Origin of the sequence: Achromobacter veterisilvae, from assembly GCF_900496975.1 — a bacterium.
GTDB classification, from domain to species: domain Bacteria; phylum Pseudomonadota; class Gammaproteobacteria; order Burkholderiales; family Burkholderiaceae_B; genus Achromobacter; species Achromobacter veterisilvae.
The window spans coordinates 141,458-160,652 of sequence record NZ_UFQC01000014.1 but is presented as its reverse complement, the minus strand read 5'-3'; the positions used below and the strand labels follow the sequence as shown (position 1 = coordinate 160,652).

Here is a 19,195-nt window from a genome sequence, read left to right as displayed (position 1 = left end):
CCCGCCCGGCGCGAAGGCCCGCCGCCGGCCCGCAAGCGCTCCTCGCGCGCCCGCATGGCGGACATGACGCCGGCGGGCTGGCCCGAGCTGGCCGCGCGCCTGCCGGTCACCGGCCTGGCCGCGGAACTGGCGCGCCAAAGCGAATGGGCCGGCGTGCAGGGCGATGCGATCGTCCTGCGCGTGGCCGTCAAGACGCTGGCCGAAAGCGAAAGCCGCGTCCGCCTCCAGACCGTGCTGTGCGAGCATTTCGGCCAGGGCATACGATTGGACGTGGAAGTCGGCGTGACCGGCGACGCCACGGCGCACGCCGTGGCCCAGGCCGAACGCGCCGCCCGCCAGCAGGCGGCCGAAGACGCGGTCGCCGTCGATCCCTTCGTGCAGGCGCTGGTGGCCGATTTCGGCGGACAGGTCGTCCCGGGCTCCATCCGCCACGTCGATCCCCCGGCCGCCGCCTGAGGCGGCGGCAATCTCTCATTCCCCTCGTTCAAGGAAGCACCGATCATGATGAAAGGACAACTGGCCGGCCTGATGCGCCAGGCGCAGCAGATGCAGGAAAACATGAAGAAGGCGCAGGACGCGCTGGCCGAGATCCAGGTCGAAGGCGCCTCGGGCGGCGGCCTGGTCAAGGTCACCATGACCTGCCGCCACGACGTCAAGCGCGTCGCGATCGACCCGTCCCTGCTGGGCGACGACAAGGACATGCTGGAAGACCTGGTCGCCGCCGCGTTCAACGACGCGCTGCGCAAGGCCGAGGCCACCTCCCAGGAAAAGATGGCGTCCGTCACCGCCGGCATGCCGCTGCCCCCGGGCATGAAACTGCCGTTCTGAAGCCGGCCGCATCCACAGGCTCTGGCCCGCAATGGATCCCTTACTGCCCGAACCCGAACCGCTGGTATCGCTGATCGAGGCGCTGCGGCGCCTGCCCGGCGTGGGCGTGCGTTCCGCGAGGCGCATGGCCTATCACCTGTTGCAGCATGATCCGCAAGGCGCGGACATGCTGGGGCGGGCGCTGGCGGGCGCGGTGCGGGACCTGAAGCATTGCGCGCGCTGCAACAGCTTTTCGGAAGAAGAGGTCTGCGGCACGTGCAGCAATCCCAAGCGCGACCGCTCGCTGCTGTGCATCGTCGAAACCCCGGCCGACCAGAACATGATCGAGTCCAGCCACGGCTACCGCGGCCTGTACTACGTGCTGATGGGACGGGTGGCGCCGCTGGAGGGCATCGGCCCGCGCGAGCTGGATTTCGACCGCGTGATCAAGCGCGCCACGGACGGCGAGGTGCAGGAGGTCATCCTGGCCACCAACTTCACCGCGGAAGGCGAGACCACCGCGCATTTCCTGGGCGAGGCCCTGGGAGAACGCGGCCTGCGCGTCACGCGGCTGGCGCGCGGCGTGCCCGCCGGCAGCGAGCTTGAATACGTGGACGCCGGCACCATCGCCTGGGCGCTGATGGAACGCAAGACAACCTAAAGGAAAAAGCCACCTCCTGCCCGCTGGCGCGGGCAGCGAGGCGCCAATACCAAATCGTGAGCCTTCGGCAACGCATCGAAGGCCGCCAGAAAAAACCGCGAGGAGACAAACGATGTCAGCGCTGACCGGCCTGAAGGTCCTGGAACTCGGCACGCTAATCGCCGGCCCGTTCGCCGCGCGCATCTTCGGCGAATTCGGCGCCGACGTCATCAAGGTGGAGACGCCCCACGGGCCGGACGGCACGGGCGGCGGCGATCCCATCCGCAGTTGGCGCCATCTGCACGAAGGCAATTCCCTGTGGTGGACCGTGCAGGCGCGCAACAAGCGCTCCATCGCGCTCAACCTGAAAGACCCCCGCGCGCGGGAGATCGCCCGCCAGTTGGCGCTGGACGCCGACGTGGTGGTCGAGAACTACCGGCCCGGCGTGCTGGAGAAATGGGGGCTGGGCTACGAACAACTGCGCGCCGTCAATCCGGCGCTCATCATGGTGCGCCTGTCCGGCTACGGGCAGACGGGCCCCATGAAGGACCAGCCGGGCTTCGGCGCGATCGGCGAATCCATGGGCGGCCTGCGCTACGTGTCGGGCCATCCGGACCGGCCGCCGCTGCGGGTCGGCATCTCCATCGGCGATTCGATCGCCGCGCTGCACGGCGTCATCGGCGCCATGATGGCCCTGCGCCACCGCGACGCCACGGGCGGGCGCTGGAACGGCAAGCAGGGCGCCGATTGCCGGGCGGGGCAGGGGCAGATGGTGGACGTGGCCCTGTACGAGGCTGTGTTCAACATGATGGAGAGCCTGGTGCCCGAATACGACGTGGCCGGCGTCGTGCGCGAGCGCACGGGCGGCGCGCTGCCCGGCATCGTGCCGTCGAACACCTACACCACCCGCGACGGCCAGAACATCGTCATCGCCGGCAACGGCGACGCGATCTTCAACCGGCTGATGCGGGCGATCGGCCGGGACGACCTGGCCTCGGATCCCGGGCTGGCGCGCAACGACGGCCGCGCCCGGCGCGTCGATGAGATCGACGGCGCGATCCAGCAATGGTGCGGCGGGCGCGGCATCGAAGAGGCGCTGGGCATCCTCAAGGGCGCGGACGTGCCCGTCGGCAAGATCTACAGCGTGGCCGACATGTTCGGCGATCCGCAGTTCCTGGCGCGCCGCATGATCGAACAGCACCGCTTCGCCGACGGCAGTCCGGTCAAGCTGCCGGCGGTCGTGCCCAAACTGTCCGAAACCCCGGGAGAGACGCGCTGGGTGGGCCCGGTATTAGGGGAACATACCGAGGAAGTCCTGAAATCGCTGGGGTATGATTCAGCGGCTATCGACGAACTGGCGAAGACCGGCGCTATCGGTAGACCCGACAACTAGGAGACAACCACATGTCAGTCACTCGCCGTGATCTGCTCAAGATGGCCGGCGCCGCCGGCGTCATGGGCATGGCGCCCGCCATCGTGCGCGCCCAGAAACTGGAAAAGACCAAGGTCCAGATCGCAGTCGGCGGCAAACCGCTGATCTACTATCTCCCCCTGTCCATCGCGGAAGCCCGCGGCTATTTCAAGGACGAAGGGCTGGACGTCAGCATCGCGGACTTCGCGGGCGGCTCCAAGGCCTTGCAGGCCGTGGTGGGCGGCAGCGCCGACATCGTCTCCGGCGCGTTCGAACACACGCTGTCCATGCAGTCCAAGGGGCAGGCCTACCGCGCCTTCGTGCTGCAGGGCCGCGCGCCGATGATCGGCGTGGGCGTCTCCAAGAAGAACCTGCCCAACTACAAGGGCGCGGCCGACCTGAAGGGCAAGAAGATCGGCGTGACCGCGCCGGGCTCGTCCACCAACATGGTGGTCAGCTTCTTCCTGGCCAAGCACGGCCTGAAGGCCTCGGACGTGTCCATCATCGGCGTGGGCGCCGGCGCCGGCGCGGTGACGGCCCTGCGCAGCGGCCAGATCGACGCCATCTCCAACACCGACCCCGTGGTGTCGATGCTGGAGATGCCGGGCGACATCCAGATCATCGTGGATACGCGCACCCTCAAGGACACCCAGGAAATCTTCGGCGGCAACATGCCGGCGGGCTGCCTGTACGCGCCCCAGGCCTTCCTCGACGCCAATCCCAATACCGCCCAGGCGCTGGCCAACGCGCTGGTGCGCGCCGACAAATGGATCCAGAAGGCCGGCCCGGACGAGATCGCCAAGGTCGTGCCCGAGACCTACCTGCTGGGCGACCCGGCGGTCTACAAGGCCGCCATCGGCAAGAGCCTGGAAGGCCTGTCGCCCGACGGCCTGATCCCCGAGGACGGCGCCGCCACCGCGCTCAAGGCGCTGGCCGCCTACCAGGCGGACTTCGACGGTTCGAAGATCGACCCGTCCAAGGTCTGGACCAACGATTTCGCGCGCCGCGCCAACGAGAAATACCCCAATGGCTGAAGCCGCGCTTTCGCTGGAAAACATCAGTTGCACCTTTGTCTCGCGTGATGACCGTAGTCAGCGGTACACCGCGGTAACCGACACTTCCCTGGCCATCGCGCCGGGGGAGTTCGTGTCGGTGGTGGGGCCCACGGGCTGCGGCAAGTCCACGCTGCTCAACGTCAGCGCCGGCCTGCTGGCGCCATCGTCGGGCCAGGTGAAAGTGTTCGGCCAGCCCTTGGCCGGCATCAACTCGCGGGCGGGCTACATGTTCCAGGGCGAGGCGCTGCTTCCCTGGCGCAGCGCGCTGGACAACGTGGTGGCGGGCCTGGATTTCGCGGGCGTGCCGCGGCCCGAGGCGCAGGAGCGCGGCCGCGAATGGATGCGCCGGGTCGGCCTGGGCGGCTTCGAAGGCCGCTATCCCCACCAGATGTCGGGCGGCATGCGCAAGCGCGCCATGCTTGCGCAGACCCTGATCCGCGATCCCGACATCATCCTGATGGACGAACCGTTCTCCGCGCTGGACATCCAGACGCGCCAGCTCATGGAGAATGAGGTCCTGGACCTGTGGATGGCCAAGCGCAAGGCCGTGCTCTTCATCACGCACGACCTGGACGAAGCCATCGCCATGAGCGACCGCGTGGTGGTGCTGTCGGCGGGGCCGGGCACGCACCCCATCGGCGAATTCGCGATCGACCTGCCGCGTCCGCGCGACGTGGCCGAAGTGCGCGCCGATCCGCGGTTCGTCGAACTGCACGCCGCCATCTGGGGCGTGCTGCGCGAAGAAGTCCTGAAGGGCTATGCCCAACAAAAGCGAGCCTGAGCCATGCCCAAACTGATCAAACCCGGTTCGGCCAGCCTGCGCTTCTGGCAGTTGCTGCTGCTCGTCGTCATTCTCCTGGTGTGGCATTTCGCGTCGCGCGATCCGAAGGTGGCGTTCTTCTTCGGCGAGCCGCTGAAGGTGTGGGGCCGAATCTGGGCCTGGTTCGTCACCAACGCGGACATCTACACCCACCTGGGCGTGACCCTGACCGAAACCGTGCTGGCCTTTTTCATCGGCACCATCGCCGGCCTCGCCTTCGGCCTGTGGTTGGGGCTCTCGCGGAACGCCAGCGCCATCCTGGATCCCTACATCACTGCCGCCAACTCCATGCCCCGCGTCATCCTGGCGCCCATCTTCGGCATGTGGTTCGGCCTGGGCATCTGGTCCAAGGTGGCGCTGGCGGTGACGCTGGTGTTCTTCATCGTCTTCTTCAACGTCTACCAGGGCGTGCGCGAAGTCAGCCCGACCCTGCTGGACAACGCCAGGATGCTGGGCGCGCGGCAGCGCCAACTGCTGCGGCACGTGTACCTGCCGTCGGCGACCAGTTGGGTGTTCTCCAGCCTGCACACCTCCGTGGGCCTGGCCTTCGTGGGCGCGGTGGTGGGCGAGTACCTGGGGTCGGCGAGCGGCGTGGGCTACCTGATCCTCCAGGCCGAAGGCACGTTCGACGTGAACACCGTGTTCGCGGGCATCATCGTGCTGACGGCCTTCGCGCTGGTCCTGGACGCCATCGTCGGTGCGGGCGAAAAACGCCTGATGAAATGGCAGCCTCGGTCCGGCGAAACCGAAAAGCTCTAGCAAGCCCCCATCACCCCTACGGAGTTTCCATGGCCCGCCTGCCTTATGCCGACCTGACCCATCCGGAAGCACAGCCTCTGGTCGACCGCATCGTCGCCGAGCGCGGCAGCGTTCTGCACCTCTACCAGATGCTGCTGCACAGCCCCGCCGTCGCGGGCGGCTGGCTCAACTACCTGACGTCGATCCGCCAGCTCAGCACCTTGCCCGGCGACCTGCGCGAATTGGTGATCATGCGCGTGGCCGTCATCAACGGCGCGCCCTACGAGGCCGACCAGCACGCCCCGATCGCCCTCAAGGAAGGCGTGTCGCAGGCGCAACTGGACGCGCTGGCCGACTGGGAAAGCTCAAGCCTCTTCGGCGAACGCGACAAGGCGGTGCTGGCCTACACCGACGCCATGACGCGCCACGTGCAGGTGCCGGAACCGGTGTTCCAGGCGGCCCGGGCCGCGATGGGCTCGGACAAGCTGATGGTCGAGCTGACCGCGACGGTCGCGGCCTACAACATGGTGTCGCGCTTCCTCGAAGCGCTGCAGGTGCATTCGCACGACCACCGGTAGGCCCGCTTTCGCGGGCATCCGGCGGCCGGCGCACGGCCCGTTTCCGCGTCAGGCGCGCTGCGCCTCGATCAGCGAATCCAGCTTGACCGCGTCCGCCACGAACAGGCGGATGCCCTCCGACAGCTTTTCGCTGGCCATCGCATCGTCGTTGAGCAGGGTGCGGAAGGTGACTTCGTCCGCGCCGATGCGGGCGATCCCGGCCGGAACGTCGCCGGCGCGCAATTGCGCCGGGGCGTCGCCCGGGGTGCCGGCCAGCTTGGTCAGCAGGTCCGGGCTGATCGTCAGCAGGTCGCAGCCGGACAGCGCCAGGATCTGGCCCACGTTGCGGAAGCTCGCGCCCATGATCTCGGTCGCGATGCCGAAATGCTTGTAATAGTGGTAGATCCGGGTGACGGACTGCACGCCGGGATCCTGGGCGCCCGAGCGCTCTTCCTCCACCCACGACGCGCCGGCGGATTTCTTGTGCCAGTCGTAGATGCGGCCGACGAAAGGCGAGATGAGCTGCACGTGCGCGTCCGCGCAGGCCACGGCCTGGGGCAGGGAGAACAGCAGGGTCAGGTTGCAGCGCACCCCTTCGGACTGGAGCGCGCGGGCGGCCTGGATCCCTTCCCAGGTCGAGGCGATCTTGATCAGCACGCGCTCGCGCGGCACGCCGGCGGCCTCGTACAGGGCGATCAGGCTGCGCGCCCGTTCGATGGTGGCGCGCGTGTCGAACGAGAGGCGGGCGTCGACCTCGGTGGAAACGCGGCCGGGCACGATGTCCAGGATGGCGCGGCCGAAGGCGACCAGCAGGCGGTCCATCAGTTCGGGCGTCGAGGCCCCGCGGTGGTCGCGGGCGGTTTTTTCCAGCAGCGGGCGGTACGCGTCCTGCTGGACCGCCTTGAGAATAAGGGACGGATTGGTGGTGGCGTCGGTGGGACGCAACGCCTTCATGGCTTCGAAATCCCCCGTGTCGGCGACGACGGTGGTGTGGTTGCGCAAGGCGTCAAGTTGACTGGACATGGACGATACGGCTCGCAGCTAGCTAAGGTTGAAGGTGCCCTAAGCGTATCACCGACCCCGGACGCGCAAAACAGGCCAAAATGCCGATTCCGGCCTTATTTGGCGCGGTTCCGGGGGAAAAACGGCCGCTCAAGGTATAATCCGAAGGTTTGATTATCGATTCTAAAACCGGGGTTTACTGTGCTGCCGCAACTTTTTCCCGAGGGGATCAACCGCTTCCCTCCTGCAATTCTGGCTCTGGCGGACGGTACCATTTTTCGAGGCGTGTCGATCGGTGCGCCTGGGCATACCGTTGCCGAAGTGGTGTTCAACACCGCGATGACCGGGTACCAGGAAATTCTCACCGATCCCAGCTACAGCGGCCAGATCGTCACGTTGACCTATCCGCACATCGGCAATACCGGCGTGAACGCCGAGGACGTGGAAGCCAACCGCGTCTATGCCGCCGGCCTGGTGGTCCGCGACTGTCCCGCCCGCGTGTCGAACTTCCGTTCCACGCAATCGTTGCCTGAGTACCTCTCCGAGCAGGGCATCGTCGCCATTTCCGGCATCGACACCCGCAAGCTCACCCGCATCCTGCGCGAGAAAGGCGCCCAGGGCGCCTGCATCTTCGTCGGCGCCGACGCCGAACGCGCCGTCGAACTGGCCCAGGGCTTCGCCGGCATGGCCGGCCAGGACCTGGCCCGCGTGGTGTCGGTCAAGGCCAGCGCCGAATGGACCGAAGGCACCTGGCAACTGGGCGAAGGCTTTTCCAAGCCGGACCAGTCCAGGTTCCACGTCGTCGCCTACGACTTCGGCACCAAGACCAACATCCTGCGCCTGCTGGCCGACCGCGGCTGCCGCGTCACCCTGGTGCCGGCCCAGACCAGCGCCGAGGAAGTGTTCAAGCTGAATCCGGACGGCGTGTTCCTGTCCAACGGCCCCGGCGACCCCGAGCCCTGCGACTACGCCATCGACGCCACGCGCGCCTTCCTGGACAAGAAGCTGCCGGTGTTCGGCATCTGCCTGGGCCACCAGATCATGGGCCTGGCGCTGGGCGGCAAGACGCTCAAGATGAAGACCGGCCACCACGGCGCGAACCACCCCGTGCAGGACCTTCAGTCCAAGCGCGTGTTCATCACCAGCCAGAACCACGGCTTCGCGGTCGACGCGGCCAGCCTGCCGGCCAACACGCGCGTGGCGCACGTTTCGCTGTTCGACGGCACGCTGCAGGGCTTCGAGCTCACCGACCGTCCGGCCTTCTGCTTCCAGGGCCACCCCGAAGCCAGCCCCGGTCCGCACGACATCCTGGAGCTGTTCGACAAGTTCATCAGCCTGATGTCCGGCCAAAAGTAAAGATTGCATCATGCCCAAGCGTACAGACCTAAAAAGCATACTCATCATCGGCGCCGGCCCCATCATCATCGGGCAGGCCTGCGAATTCGACTATTCCGGCGCGCAGGCGTGCAAGGCGCTCAAGGCCGAGGGCTACCGCACCATCCTGGTGAACAGCAATCCGGCGACGATCATGACGGACCCGGAAACGGCCGACGTCACCTACATCGAACCCATCACCTGGCAAGCCGTCGAAAAGATCATCGAGCGTGAAAAGCCCGATGCGCTGCTGCCCACCATGGGCGGCCAGACCGCGCTGAACTGCGCGCTGGACCTGGCGCACCACGGCGTGCTGAAGAAGCACAACGTGGAACTGATCGGCGCCAACGAGCACGCCATCGAAAAGGCCGAAGACCGCCAGAAGTTCAAGCAGGCCATGACCGACATCGGCCTGGAATCGGCCAAGTCGGGCGTCGCCCACAGCATGGACGAAGCCTGGGAAGTGCAGCGCCGCATCGCGGCCGAAGTCGGCACCTCCGGCTTCCCCGCCGTGATCCGCCCCAGCTTCACCATGGGCGGCTCGGGCGGCGGCATCGCCTACAACCCCGAAGAATTCGAAACCATCTGCCGCCGCGGCCTGGAAGCCTCGCCCACCAGCGAACTCCTGATCGAGGAGTCGCTGCTGGGCTGGAAGGAATTCGAGATGGAAGTGGTCCGCGACAAGGCGGACAACTGCATCATCGTCTGCTCCATCGAGAACCTGGACCCGATGGGCGTGCACACGGGCGACTCGATCACCGTGGCGCCGGCCCAGACGCTGACCGACAAGGAATACCAGATCATGCGCAACGCATCGATCGCGGTATTGCGCGAGATCGGCGTGGACACGGGCGGCTCGAACGTGCAGTTCGCGGTCAACCCCAAGAACGGCCGCATGATCGTCATCGAGATGAACCCGCGCGTGTCGCGTTCGTCGGCGCTGGCGTCCAAGGCCACCGGCTTTCCCATCGCCAAGGTCGCCGCGCGCCTGGCCGTGGGCTACACGCTGGACGAACTCAAGAACGAAATCACCGGCGGCGCCACGCCGGCCTCGTTCGAACCGTCGATCGACTACGTCGTCACCAAGGTGCCGCGTTTCGCCTTCGAGAAATTCCCCACCGCCGACGCGCGCCTGACCACCCAGATGAAGTCCGTGGGCGAAGTCATGGCGATCGGCCGCACCTTCCAGGAATCGTTCCAGAAGGCGCTGCGCGGCCTGGAAGTCGGCGTCGACGGCCTGAACCAGAAGACCACCGACCGCGAAAAGCTGCAGGTCGAGCTGGGCGAGCCCGGCCCCGAACGCATCTGGTACGTGGGCGACGCCTTCGCGCAGGGTTTCTCGCTGGACGAAGTGCACGACATCACGCACATCGACCCGTGGTTCCTGTCGCAGATCAAGGAAATCGTCGACATCGAACTGGCCCTGGAACAGAAGACGCTGGCCGACCTCGACTACGCCACGCTGTGGGAACTCAAGCGCCGCGGCTTCTCCGACCGCCGCCTGGCCTTCCTGCTGGATTCCTCGGAATCCGAGGTGCGCAAGCTGCGCCACCAGTTGAACGTGCGCCCCGTGTACAAGCGCGTGGACACCTGCGCCGCCGAATTCGCCACCCGCACCGCCTACATGTACTCCACGTACGAGGAAGAGTGCGAAGCCGCGCCCACCGACCGCAAGAAGATCGTGGTGCTGGGCGGCGGTCCGAACCGGATCGGCCAGGGCATCGAATTCGACTACTGCTGCGTGCATGCCGCGCTGGCGCTGCGCGACGACGGGTACGAGACCATCATGGTCAACTGCAACCCGGAAACCGTGTCCACCGACTACGACACCTCCGACCGCCTGTACTTCGAGCCGCTCACGCTCGAAGACGTGCTGGAGATCGTCCACAAGGAAAACCCGGTCGGCATGATCGTCCAGTACGGCGGCCAGACGCCGCTGAAGCTGGCGCGCGCCCTGGAAGCGAACGGCGTGCCCATCATCGGCACCAGCCCCGAATCCATCGACGTGGCCGAAGACCGCGAGCGCTTCCAGAAGCTGCTCAACAAGCTAGGCCTGCGCCAGCCGCCCAACCGCACGGCCCGCACCGAAGCCGAGGCCCTGGCCCACGCCGCCGAAATCGGCTACCCGCTGGTTGTGCGCCCCAGCTACGTGCTGGGCGGCCGCGCCATGGAAATCGTGCACGAACAGCAGGACCTCGAACGCTACATGCGCGAGGCCGTGAAGGTCAGCAATGACTCGCCCGTGCTGCTGGACCGCTTCCTGAACAACGCCACCGAAGTGGACGTGGACTGCCTGGCCGACGGCGAAACCGTCTTCATCGGCGGCGTCATGGAACACATCGAACAGGCCGGCGTGCACTCGGGCGACTCGGCTTGCAGCCTGCCGCCTTACTCGCTGTCGGCGGACGTAATCGCCGAGATCAAGCGCCAGACCACCATGATGGCCAAGGCCCTGAACGTCAGCGGCCTGATGAACGTGCAGTTCGCGATCCAGGGCGGCGACGTCTACGTGCTGGAAGTGAATCCGCGCGCCTCGCGCACGGTGCCCTACGTGTCCAAGGCCACCGGCCTGCAACTGGCCAAGATCGCCGCGCGCGCCATGGCCGGGCGCACGCTCGCCGACCAGGGCATCACGAAGGAAGTCGTGCCGCCTTACTTCTCGGTCAAGGAAGCCGTGTTCCCGTTCGTGAAGTTCCCGGGCGTGGACACCATCCTGGGTCCGGAAATGAAGTCGACCGGCGAAGTGATGGGCGTGGGCATGAGCTTCGGCGAAGCCTTCGTCAAGTCGCAGCTCGGCGCTGGCGTGCGCCTGCCGGAATCCGGCACGGTGTTCATCAGCGTGAAGAACCAGGACAAGCCCCTCGCCGTGGAAGTCGCTCGCGGCCTGCACGTGCTGGGCTTCAAGCTGGTCGCCACGCGCGGCACGGCGGCCGAGATCGAGGCCGCCGGCATTCCCGTGCAACTGGTGAACAAGGTCACCGAAGGCCGTCCGCACATCGTCGACATGGTGAAGAACGGCGAGATCGCGCTGGTCATCAACACCGTCGAAGAGCGCCGCAACGCCATCGCCGACTCGCGCACCATCCGCACCCAGGCGCTGGCCGCCCGCGTGACCTTCTTCACGACGATCGCCGGCGCCCGCGCCGCGGTCGAAGGCATGCAGTACCTGCGCCAAGGGCTGGGCTTGCAGGTTTACCCGCTGCAGGAGCTTCACGCTTCCTTGCACGGATAAGCCGGCAACCAGCATCAGGGTAGGGCACGCGAGAGCGTGCCCTAATTCTTTGCAACGCGAACAAGGGCTTCAGGCATCTATGGACAGAGTATTCATCACAGGGGCGAGCAGCGGGCTGGGCCGCGCGCTGGCGCGGCAGTACGCCGCGTCGGGCGCCACCCTGGGGCTGCTGGGCCGCCGCGAAGACGCGCTGCGCGAACTGGCCGCCAGCCTGCCCGGCGAGCATCGCTGCTACGCCGTGGACGTCCGGGACCGCCAGGCCCTGCATGCCGCCGCCGAGGATTTCATCGCCTTTTGCGGCGGGCGGGTCGACGTTGTCGTCGCCAGCGCCGGCATCAGCGCGGGCACGCTCACGGACCATGGCGAGGACTACGACGTCTTCAAGGCCATCGTGGACACCAACCTGCTGGCGACCGTCGCCACCTTCGAGCCCTTCATCGCGCCCATGCGGGCGGCGGGGGCGGGCCGGCTGGTGGGCATCGCCAGCGTGGCCGGCGTGCGCGGCCTGCCCGGCGCGGGCGCCTACAGCGCGTCCAAGTCCGCCGTGGTGACCTACTGCGAAAGCCTGCGCCTGGAACTGGCGGCGCAAGGCATCCGCGTGGTGACGATCGCGCCCGGCTACATCAAGACCGCCATGACGGCCCACAACCCGTATTCCATGCCTTTCCTGATGGAAGCGGACGCCTTTGCGCAGCGCGCGCGCGCCGCCATCGGCCGCGGCGCGTCCTATGTGGTGATCCCATGGCAGATGGGCGTGGTGGCCAAGCTGATGCGGCTGCTGCCCAACGCCGTCTACGACCGCCTGGCGCGCAACGCGCCGCGCAAACCGCGCCGGGTCTAGTGTCTGACACTCTTACCGCGCCGGACCCAGTGTCTGACACCCACGCGATACCCCGGCGTAGCCAAGGACACTTCCTCGGGTGTCAGACACAAGGCCATCTTCTCGGGCGTGAGACACCTGCTTCAAGGCAGTGTCAGACACCCATACGGGCAGGACGTCAAACTGGGGCTGCCCCACCCGGGTGTCTGACACCCACGAGATACCCCGGCGTAGCCAAGGACACTTCCTCGGGTGTCAGACACAAGGCCGTCTTCTCGGGCGTGGGACACCTGCTTCAAGGCAGTGTCAGACACCCATACGGGCAGGACGTCAAACTGGGGCTGCCCCGCCCGGGTGTCTGACACCCACGAGATACCCCGGCATAGCCAAGGACACTTCCTCGGGTGTCAGACACAAGGCCATCTTCTCGGGCGTGAGACACCTGCTTCAAAGGCAGTGTCAGACACCCATACGGGCAGGACGTCAAACTGGGGCTGCCCCGCCCGGGTGTCTGACACCCACGAAATACCCCGGCGCAGCCAAGGACACTTCCTCGGGTGTCAGACACAAGGCCCTCTTCTTGGGCGTGAGACACCTGCTTCAAGGCAGTGTCAGACACCCATACGGGCAGGACGTCAAACTGGGACTGCCCCGCCCGGGTGTCTGACACCCACGAGATACCCCGGCATAGCCAAGGACACTTCCTCGGGTGTCAGACACAAGGCCATCTTCTCGGGCGTGAGACTCCTGCTTCAAGGCAGTGTCAGACACCCATATGGGCAGGACGTCAAACTGGAGCTGCTCTGCCCGGGTGTCTGACACCCACGAGATACCCCGGCGTAGCCAAGGACACCTCCTCGGGTGTCAGACACCTCGCACCGTCACGGCACCACGTCATCCCCGACTTCATCGGCCACGTGGCCCACGTCGCCCCAGTCCAGCACCTGCCATTTGCGGCCCAGGACGCCGACCCGGTTGATGCTGACGTTCAGCAGCGCCGCGTCGCGCGGGGCGTTCAGCGGCACGCCGGAAGCATGGCGCCAGATAATGTCCAGCACGCCGCCGTGGGTGAACATCAGGATGCGTTCATCATCGTGGCGGCCGGCGATATCGTCCACGGTGGAAATCACCCGGGACTGGAACTGGCCCAGCGTTTCGCCGCCGTCCAGCGGCCGCAGCGGATCGCGGCTTTTCCAGGCGGCCGCGGCTTCGGGCGCCAGCACGTCGATGCGGTCGTGGTCCAGCCCTTCCAGCACGCCGAAACCGCGTTCGCGGATGCCGGGCTCCACGCGCACGCGCAGCCCCAGTTGTTCGGACACGGGCGTGGCGGTGGCGTGGGCGCGCTGCAGGTCGCTGCTGTAGATGGCGTGGATGGGCGTGTGGCGCGCTTCCTCGCGCATGCGCGCCGCCAGCAGGCCGGCCTGGTTGCGGCCGAATTCGTTCAGGGGGATGTCTTGCCAGCCTTGGAGGCGCCGCTGGCGGTTCCAGTCGGTTTCGCCATGGCGGATGAACCAGATTTCAGTCATACGATCGTGATGCGGGGTGGAGGCCTGCCACCGGCAGGCCCTAGAGCTGGGCCGGCGCGATGGGCGCGCGCGGCTTCCAGATGGTTTGAATGATCGAGCTTAACGCGACCAGCGCGGGCTCGCTAGCGCGTTCGTACGGCTGGATGAAAGCCAGCACCGCGTCGACCCGCGCCTGGCCCCAGACGATGAAGTCGTTGGACGCCGCGCCCGCCAGCGCGTTTTCTTCGCGCAGCAGCGCGCAGCCGGCGCCGGCGCGCACCAGCGTGTCCAGGTTGGCCTGGTCGTCGTTCTGCATCACGACGCGCGGCGACAGGCCGTGGCGCTCGAACATATCGCGCAGCAGCAGGTGGGTGTGGCTGCCGGAGGGGCCGTCCAGCCACGGCAACTGCGCCACCTCCTTCCAGCCGCCGCGCTTGAGCACGGCGGCGTGTTCCTTGGGCAGGGCGATGCGGTAGCGCACGCTGCGCAGGGGCTGCCACAGCACGCCGCGAGGCGGGTTGGAGGCGATGGTCAGCGCGGCCGGCAGGCGGCCCGTGCTGACCTGTTCCGCCAGGGTGGCGGCGGGCAGCGTCTGGGTCTTCAATTCGACCAGCGGCAGACGCTGCGTCACCGCCGAGGCCAGCTCGCCCAGGCGCAGGAAATCGGGTTTTTCGCTGGGCACGCCCAGTTCCACCGCGCCGTGCAGGCTGCCTTGCAGTTGCTGGGCCTCGGACTTGAACTGCGCGCCCAGCACCAGCAGCGATTCCGCCGTGGGCAGCAGCACTTCGCCGGCCTTGGCCAGCGCCAGCCGGCCGCCGCTGCGGTCGAACAGCGCCACGCCCAGGCTTTGCTCCAGCGCCTTGATCTGCGCCGTCACGGCGGGCTGGGTCAGGGACAGCGCCTCGGCCGCCTTCGTCAGGTTGCCCAGCCGGGCGACCGTGACGAAGGCGCGGATCTGATAGATTTCCATGGCCCCGAGTTTAGGCCGCGAGCAGCCGCACTTGGGTGGGTTCCAGCCCGATAGACACCGGGGCGCCGACAGGGAAGGGCGACAGGCCGGCAAGATGCGATTGGTCGGCCGTCAGGCGCTGTTCGCCGATCTGCACCTGGTAGCGCGTGAATTCGCCCAGGAATTCACTGCTTTCGACGATGCCCGGCAGCCAGACGTAGCGCGCGTCCCCCAGGCCGTCCGCCATTTCGATCTGCACCGTGTGCGGACGGAAACTGGCCGCCAGCCGCGACGCCGACGGCGCGTCGCCGGACAGGGGCAGGTGCAGGTCGCCCACGCCTTCCACCGCCAGCACCACGCTGCCGCTGGTGCGCTCGCGCACTTCGCCCTCCAGCACGTTCATCGTGCCGACGAAGTTGGCCACGAAGCGGTTCACCGGGTAGTCGAACAGGGTGCTGGGCGCGCCGATCTGCTGCACCACGCCATGGTCCAGCACCGCCATCCGGTCGGCGGTGGTCATGGCCTCTTCCTGGTCGTGCGTGACGAAGATGGTGGTGATGCCCAGCCGGCGCTGCAGGCTGAGCAGGTCCTGGCGCATCTGAACGCGCAGTTTTTTGTCCAGGTTGGACAGGGGTTCGTCCAGCAGCAGCACCTGCGGCTCGATGACGATGGTGCGGGCCAGCGCCACGCGCTGCTGCTGGCCGCCCGAAAGCTGGTTGGGGCGGCGCTTGGCGTACTGGGACAGGCCCACCAGGTCCAGGGCCGCCTCGACCTTGGCGCGGATCTCGGCGCGCGGCAGCCTGCGCTCCACCAGGCCGAAGGCCACGTTGTCCCAGACCGTCATGTGAGGCCACAGCGCGTAGTTCTGGAACACCATGCCGATGTTGCGGTCCCAGGGCGGCGTGCCGCTGATGTCCTTGCCGTCGACCAGCAACTGCCCCGCGCTATGGCGGTTGAAGCCGGCGATCAGGCGCAGCAGCGTGGACTTGCCCGAACCCGAGGGCCCCAGCAGGGCGAAGAACTCGCCCGGCTCGATGTTGATGTTTACGTCCTTCAGCACTTCGGTCTTGCCGTAGGACAGCCGGATATTGCGGCATTCGACGCTGACCTTCTTCATTCCGTTTCCCCTTCGTGGCGCGCCGGCCGCTGGCGCGTCTGGGCGCGTTCCACCAGCAGGTGCGAGATATACGTGCCGATGGCGACCGCGGCCACCGCCAGGACGCCGAGCGCGGCGCCGGGCCCGCGGCCCGCGGCGCTTTGCATGTACAGGTAGATGCCGTAGCTCATGGGCGCCTGGCTGTCCTTCGTGACCAGCATGATCGTGGCCGACAGTTCGACGGCGGCCGTCACGAAGCTCGTGACGAAGCCCGCCAGCATGCCGCCGGCCATCAGCGGCACGACCACGCGGCGTATCGTGCTCATGCGCGTCGCGCCCAGCGACTGCGCGGCTTCTTCCAGCGATATGTTTATCTGCTGCAGCGACGCCACGCAAGAACGCAGGGCGTAGGGCAGCCGGCGGACCGAGTACGCGATCATGATGATGATCCACGAGGAGGTCAGCAGCGTGCCGGTGCCGGGCAGTTCGATGCCGCGGAAGGTGCGCAGGAAGCCGATCGCCAGCACGATGCCCGGTATCGCGAGCGCGGCGGACGCCAGGAAGTCCAGCCACTGGCGCGCCGGCAGCCGGGTGCGCAGCATCAGGTACGCGATGGCGGTGCCCAGGATCACGTCCACGCCCGCGGCCAGGCCGCAATAGAGCAGGGTATTGGCGATCATGCCCTGGGATTCGGAGAACACCGCGGAATAGTGCGCCAGCGTGTATCCGTCGGGCAGCGGCGCGAAGCTCCAGACGCTGGCCAGGGACAGCAGCAGCACGCCCATGTGCGGCGACAGCACCAGCATCAGGACCAGGATGATCCAGCCATAGGCCAGCACGCTTTCCGCGGGGCGCAGCTTGCGCTTGTGGATCGAATTGCCGCCTTTTTGCAGGGTGGAGTAGTCGCGCCCCTTGAGCACGCGCGCCGACAGCCACAGCGCCAGGATCGAGAACGCGACCATGATGACGCTGATAACATAGCCCAGCGGATCTTCCAGGCCCACCTGCGTGATGCGCAGATAGGCCTGCGGGGCCAGCATGTTGGTGGTGCCCAGCACCAGCGGCGTGCCCAGGTCGTCGAAGACCTTGACGAACACCAGCGACGCGCCCGCCACATAGCCGGGCAGCGCCAGCGGGAAAATCACGCGCCGGAACAGGCGGAAGCCGCGCGATCCCAGGTTGAACGCCGCTTCCTCCATCGCGCCGTCGATGTTGCGCAGCGCCACGACCAGGTTCATCAGGATGAACGGAAAATAGTGCAGCGCCTCCACGAAGATCACGCCGTTCAGGCCTTCCATGAAGGGCAGCGTGAAGCCGAACCAATCCTGCAGCAGCAGGTTGACGCTGCCGGAACGGCCGAAGATCAGTTGCATGGCGACCGCGCCGACGAAGGGCGGCATGATCAGCGGCAGCACGCCCAGCGTCTGGATCAGGAGCGCGCCGCGGAAATCGAAGCGCACCGTGAAGTACGCCAGCGGCACCGCGATGAGCGACGCCAGCAGCGCCGACCAGCCCGCCACGTACAGGCTGTTGAAGAACGCCTCCTGCATCAGCGGTTGGTTGAAGAAGGCGCCGAAGTGGCCCATCGTGAAACTGCCGTCGGCGTTCACGAAGGCGGTATAGAACACCGTGCCGACCGGAATGGCCAGGAACAGCAGCAGAAAGCCGAACACCAGGAGCGCCGTCAGCACAGGGCCGGCGGGCAGGCGCGAATGGCCCGAATAATTCATCGAGAATCCCGAAATCGTTGCAAGTCGCGGCGGCGGGCGGATCCGGTCCGCCGCCGCCGTACGCAGGGCTTGCCGTTCAGAGCGCCGCGGCCTGTTTGGCCAGCTTCACGGCTTCTTCATAGTTGGCGCGGGCGCGCCCGTTCCACTCGCCTTCCAGTTGCGTGATCTGCTGGTTCACGGCGGCGTCCTTCTTGTTGCCGGCGAAGATGGCCAGAAAGGCCGGGTCCGCGGCTTTCTTGCCGTCGACCATCGGCGCCCAGGCCAGCTTGCGGGCCTGGTCCAGCAGTTCCGCGGGCTTGCCGCTCCTGGCCTTGTCGCCCAGCTTGGCTTCCGCGTCGTAGATGGCCTTGGTGGCCGCCTGCAGTTCCTTCAGCCGGAACGTGACGGTCTGGTCGTACAGCGACTGCACCACGTAGTAGCGCGTCTGCGAGAGATCCGCATTGAACTGCACCTTGCTGCGCTTGGCGATTTCGGCCGGGTCCGGATAGCCGGGCGGGATCTTGCCGGCAAGCGCGGAGTAGGGCAGCACGGGAAGGCGCGAGATCTTCGGCTCCAGCAGCAGTTCCTGGCCCGCCTGGCTGAGCGTGAAGGCGATGAACTTCTTGCCTTCTTCGGTGTTCTTCGCGCCGTCGATCAGCGCGATGTTGGCGGGCACGATGGCGGTTTCGGACGGGTAGACGAAATCGACCGGGAACTTGGAATACTTGCTGGACAGGCCGAAGAAGTCGATGACGGGGCCGGCCCCGAACTGGCCGTTGTTCACGCCGTCCGGCACGCCGAACGAACGCTCGGTGACGGCGCTGCTGTTGCCCGACATGCGCAGCAGCGTGCGCCAGCCCTCGTCCCAGCCTTCGCCTTGCAGAATGGTCTCGACGGTCAGGTGCATGGTGCCCGAGCGCGACGGCGACGTGATGCCGACGTGGCCGAACCATTGCGGCGCCAGCAGGTCCTTCCATTCGACCGGCGCGGGAAGCTTGTGCGCGGCGATGTAGCGCGTGTTGTAGATGATGCCGTAGCCCGCCAGCGCCTGCCCCAGGTACATGCCGCCCGGATCGTTGATGGGATAGTTGCCGATCTTGTCCGGCACGTCCTTGTTTGCCACGTCGGACGACTTGGCCAGCAGCTTGTCGCGGCCCAGCACTTCGAACGCGTCGGGCGCGCTGGCCCAGAACACTTCGGGTCGCTGGCCGGCGGGCGTTTCGCGCACATAGGCGATGCCCGACACGGTGTTCTTGTTCAGGATTTCCAGCGTGATGCCGGGATTGGCCTTTTCGAACGCGGTCTTGTAGGCCTGGGTCAGGTCCTTGGGGAACGACGTGATCACCGTCACCGTGCCGGCCAGGGCCGGCGCGGCGCAAACGGCCAGCAGCGCCCCTGCGAGGGCTGTGCGCATTGCGTGCATGGTTGTCTCCGTGGTTTTAGATTTGTCCGGAGACAGTAATGTCTGGTCCGCGATGCG

The 19,195-nt window shown here is 66.9% G+C and carries 17 protein-coding genes; 11 read left to right on the top strand and 6 right to left on the bottom strand.

Annotated elements, in window-relative coordinates:
• The 8 genes from AVE30378_RS15385 to AVE30378_RS15350 all read left to right on the top strand — a co-directional run.
• Positions 1–456: DNA polymerase III subunit gamma/tau C-terminal domain-containing protein (locus AVE30378_RS15385; protein WP_341868032.1), on the top strand; the 456-nt coding region annotated here is incomplete at its 5' end.
• A 45-nt stretch (positions 457–501) separates the two neighbouring features.
• Positions 502–828, top strand: a complete 327-nt coding sequence (locus AVE30378_RS15380; RefSeq protein WP_042794716.1) for a YbaB/EbfC family nucleoid-associated protein — start codon at positions 502–504, stop codon at positions 826–828.
• Positions 829–859: 31 nt separating this feature from the next.
• A complete protein-coding gene (gene recR / locus AVE30378_RS15375) occupies positions 860–1,468 on the top strand; it encodes a recombination mediator RecR (protein WP_129241740.1) in 609 nt (202 codons plus the stop codon).
• Positions 1,469–1,580: 112 nt separating this feature from the next.
• A complete protein-coding gene (locus AVE30378_RS15370; protein WP_129241739.1) occupies positions 1,581–2,840 on the top strand; it encodes a CaiB/BaiF CoA transferase family protein in 1,260 nt (419 codons plus the stop codon).
• An 11-nt stretch (positions 2,841–2,851) separates the two neighbouring features.
• Positions 2,852–3,892 carry an ABC transporter substrate-binding protein gene (locus AVE30378_RS15365; protein WP_129241738.1) on the top strand — a complete coding sequence of 347 codons (1,041 nt, stop codon included), beginning with the start codon at positions 2,852–2,854 and terminating at the stop codon, positions 3,890–3,892.
• Positions 3,885–4,694, top strand: a complete 810-nt coding sequence (locus AVE30378_RS15360; protein WP_129241737.1) for an ABC transporter ATP-binding protein — start codon at positions 3,885–3,887, stop codon at positions 4,692–4,694. The genes AVE30378_RS15365 and AVE30378_RS15360 overlap by 8 nt, the downstream gene beginning before the upstream one ends.
• Before the next feature lie 3 nt (positions 4,695–4,697).
• Positions 4,698–5,492, top strand: a complete 795-nt coding sequence (locus AVE30378_RS15355; protein ID WP_129241736.1) for an ABC transporter permease — start codon at positions 4,698–4,700, stop codon at positions 5,490–5,492.
• A gap of 29 nt (positions 5,493–5,521) precedes the next feature.
• Entirely contained in the window at positions 5,522–6,049 is a 528-nt protein-coding gene (locus AVE30378_RS15350; protein ID WP_129241735.1) for a carboxymuconolactone decarboxylase family protein, read from the top strand.
• 48 nt (positions 6,050–6,097) lie between these two features.
• On the opposite strand, the gene tal is transcribed toward AVE30378_RS15350, so the two are convergent.
• Complete coding sequence (gene tal, locus AVE30378_RS15345; RefSeq protein WP_129241734.1) at positions 6,098–7,051, bottom strand: transaldolase; 954 nt, start codon at positions 7,049–7,051, stop codon at positions 6,098–6,100.
• 180 nt (positions 7,052–7,231) lie between these two features.
• Here tal and carA point away from each other — a divergent pair, with 180 nt between their 5' ends.
• From carA to AVE30378_RS15330, 3 genes are all read left to right on the top strand, one after another.
• Positions 7,232–8,386 carry a glutamine-hydrolyzing carbamoyl-phosphate synthase small subunit gene (carA, locus tag AVE30378_RS15340; protein WP_165360196.1) on the top strand — a complete coding sequence of 385 codons (1,155 nt, stop codon included), beginning with the start codon at positions 7,232–7,234 and terminating at the stop codon, positions 8,384–8,386.
• A 10-nt stretch (positions 8,387–8,396) separates the two neighbouring features.
• Positions 8,397–11,636, top strand: a complete 3,240-nt coding sequence (carB, locus tag AVE30378_RS15335) for a carbamoyl-phosphate synthase large subunit (protein ID WP_129241733.1) — start codon at positions 8,397–8,399, stop codon at positions 11,634–11,636.
• Between the two features lie 79 nt (positions 11,637–11,715).
• Positions 11,716–12,477: an SDR family oxidoreductase gene (locus tag AVE30378_RS15330; RefSeq protein WP_129241732.1), complete on the top strand. Its 762-nt coding sequence runs from the start codon at positions 11,716–11,718 to the stop codon at positions 12,475–12,477.
• An 860-nt stretch (positions 12,478–13,337) separates the two neighbouring features.
• Here the strand turns inward: AVE30378_RS15330 and AVE30378_RS15325 are convergent.
• From AVE30378_RS15325 to AVE30378_RS15305, 5 genes are all read right to left on the bottom strand, one after another.
• A complete protein-coding gene (locus AVE30378_RS15325; RefSeq protein WP_129241731.1) occupies positions 13,338–13,982 on the bottom strand; it encodes a histidine phosphatase family protein in 645 nt (214 codons plus the stop codon).
• Between the two features lie 40 nt (positions 13,983–14,022).
• On the bottom strand, positions 14,023–14,931 hold the full coding sequence (locus AVE30378_RS15320) for a LysR family transcriptional regulator (RefSeq protein ID WP_129241730.1): 909 nt from the start codon (positions 14,929–14,931) through the stop codon (positions 14,023–14,025).
• 10 nt (positions 14,932–14,941) lie between these two features.
• The gene (locus AVE30378_RS15315) at positions 14,942–16,027 is read right to left on the bottom strand and encodes an ABC transporter ATP-binding protein (protein ID WP_129241729.1); all 1,086 of its coding nucleotides are present in this window, start codon (positions 16,025–16,027) and stop codon (positions 14,942–14,944) included.
• Entirely contained in the window at positions 16,024–17,736 is a 1,713-nt protein-coding gene (locus AVE30378_RS15310) for an ABC transporter permease (protein WP_129241728.1), read from the bottom strand. Before AVE30378_RS15310 ends, AVE30378_RS15315 begins: the two co-directional genes overlap by 4 nt.
• 76 nt (positions 17,737–17,812) lie before the next feature.
• Positions 17,813–19,138, bottom strand: a complete 1,326-nt coding sequence (locus tag AVE30378_RS15305) for an ABC transporter substrate-binding protein (protein WP_129241727.1) — start codon at positions 19,136–19,138, stop codon at positions 17,813–17,815.
• Positions 19,139–19,195 lie beyond the last annotated feature (57 nt).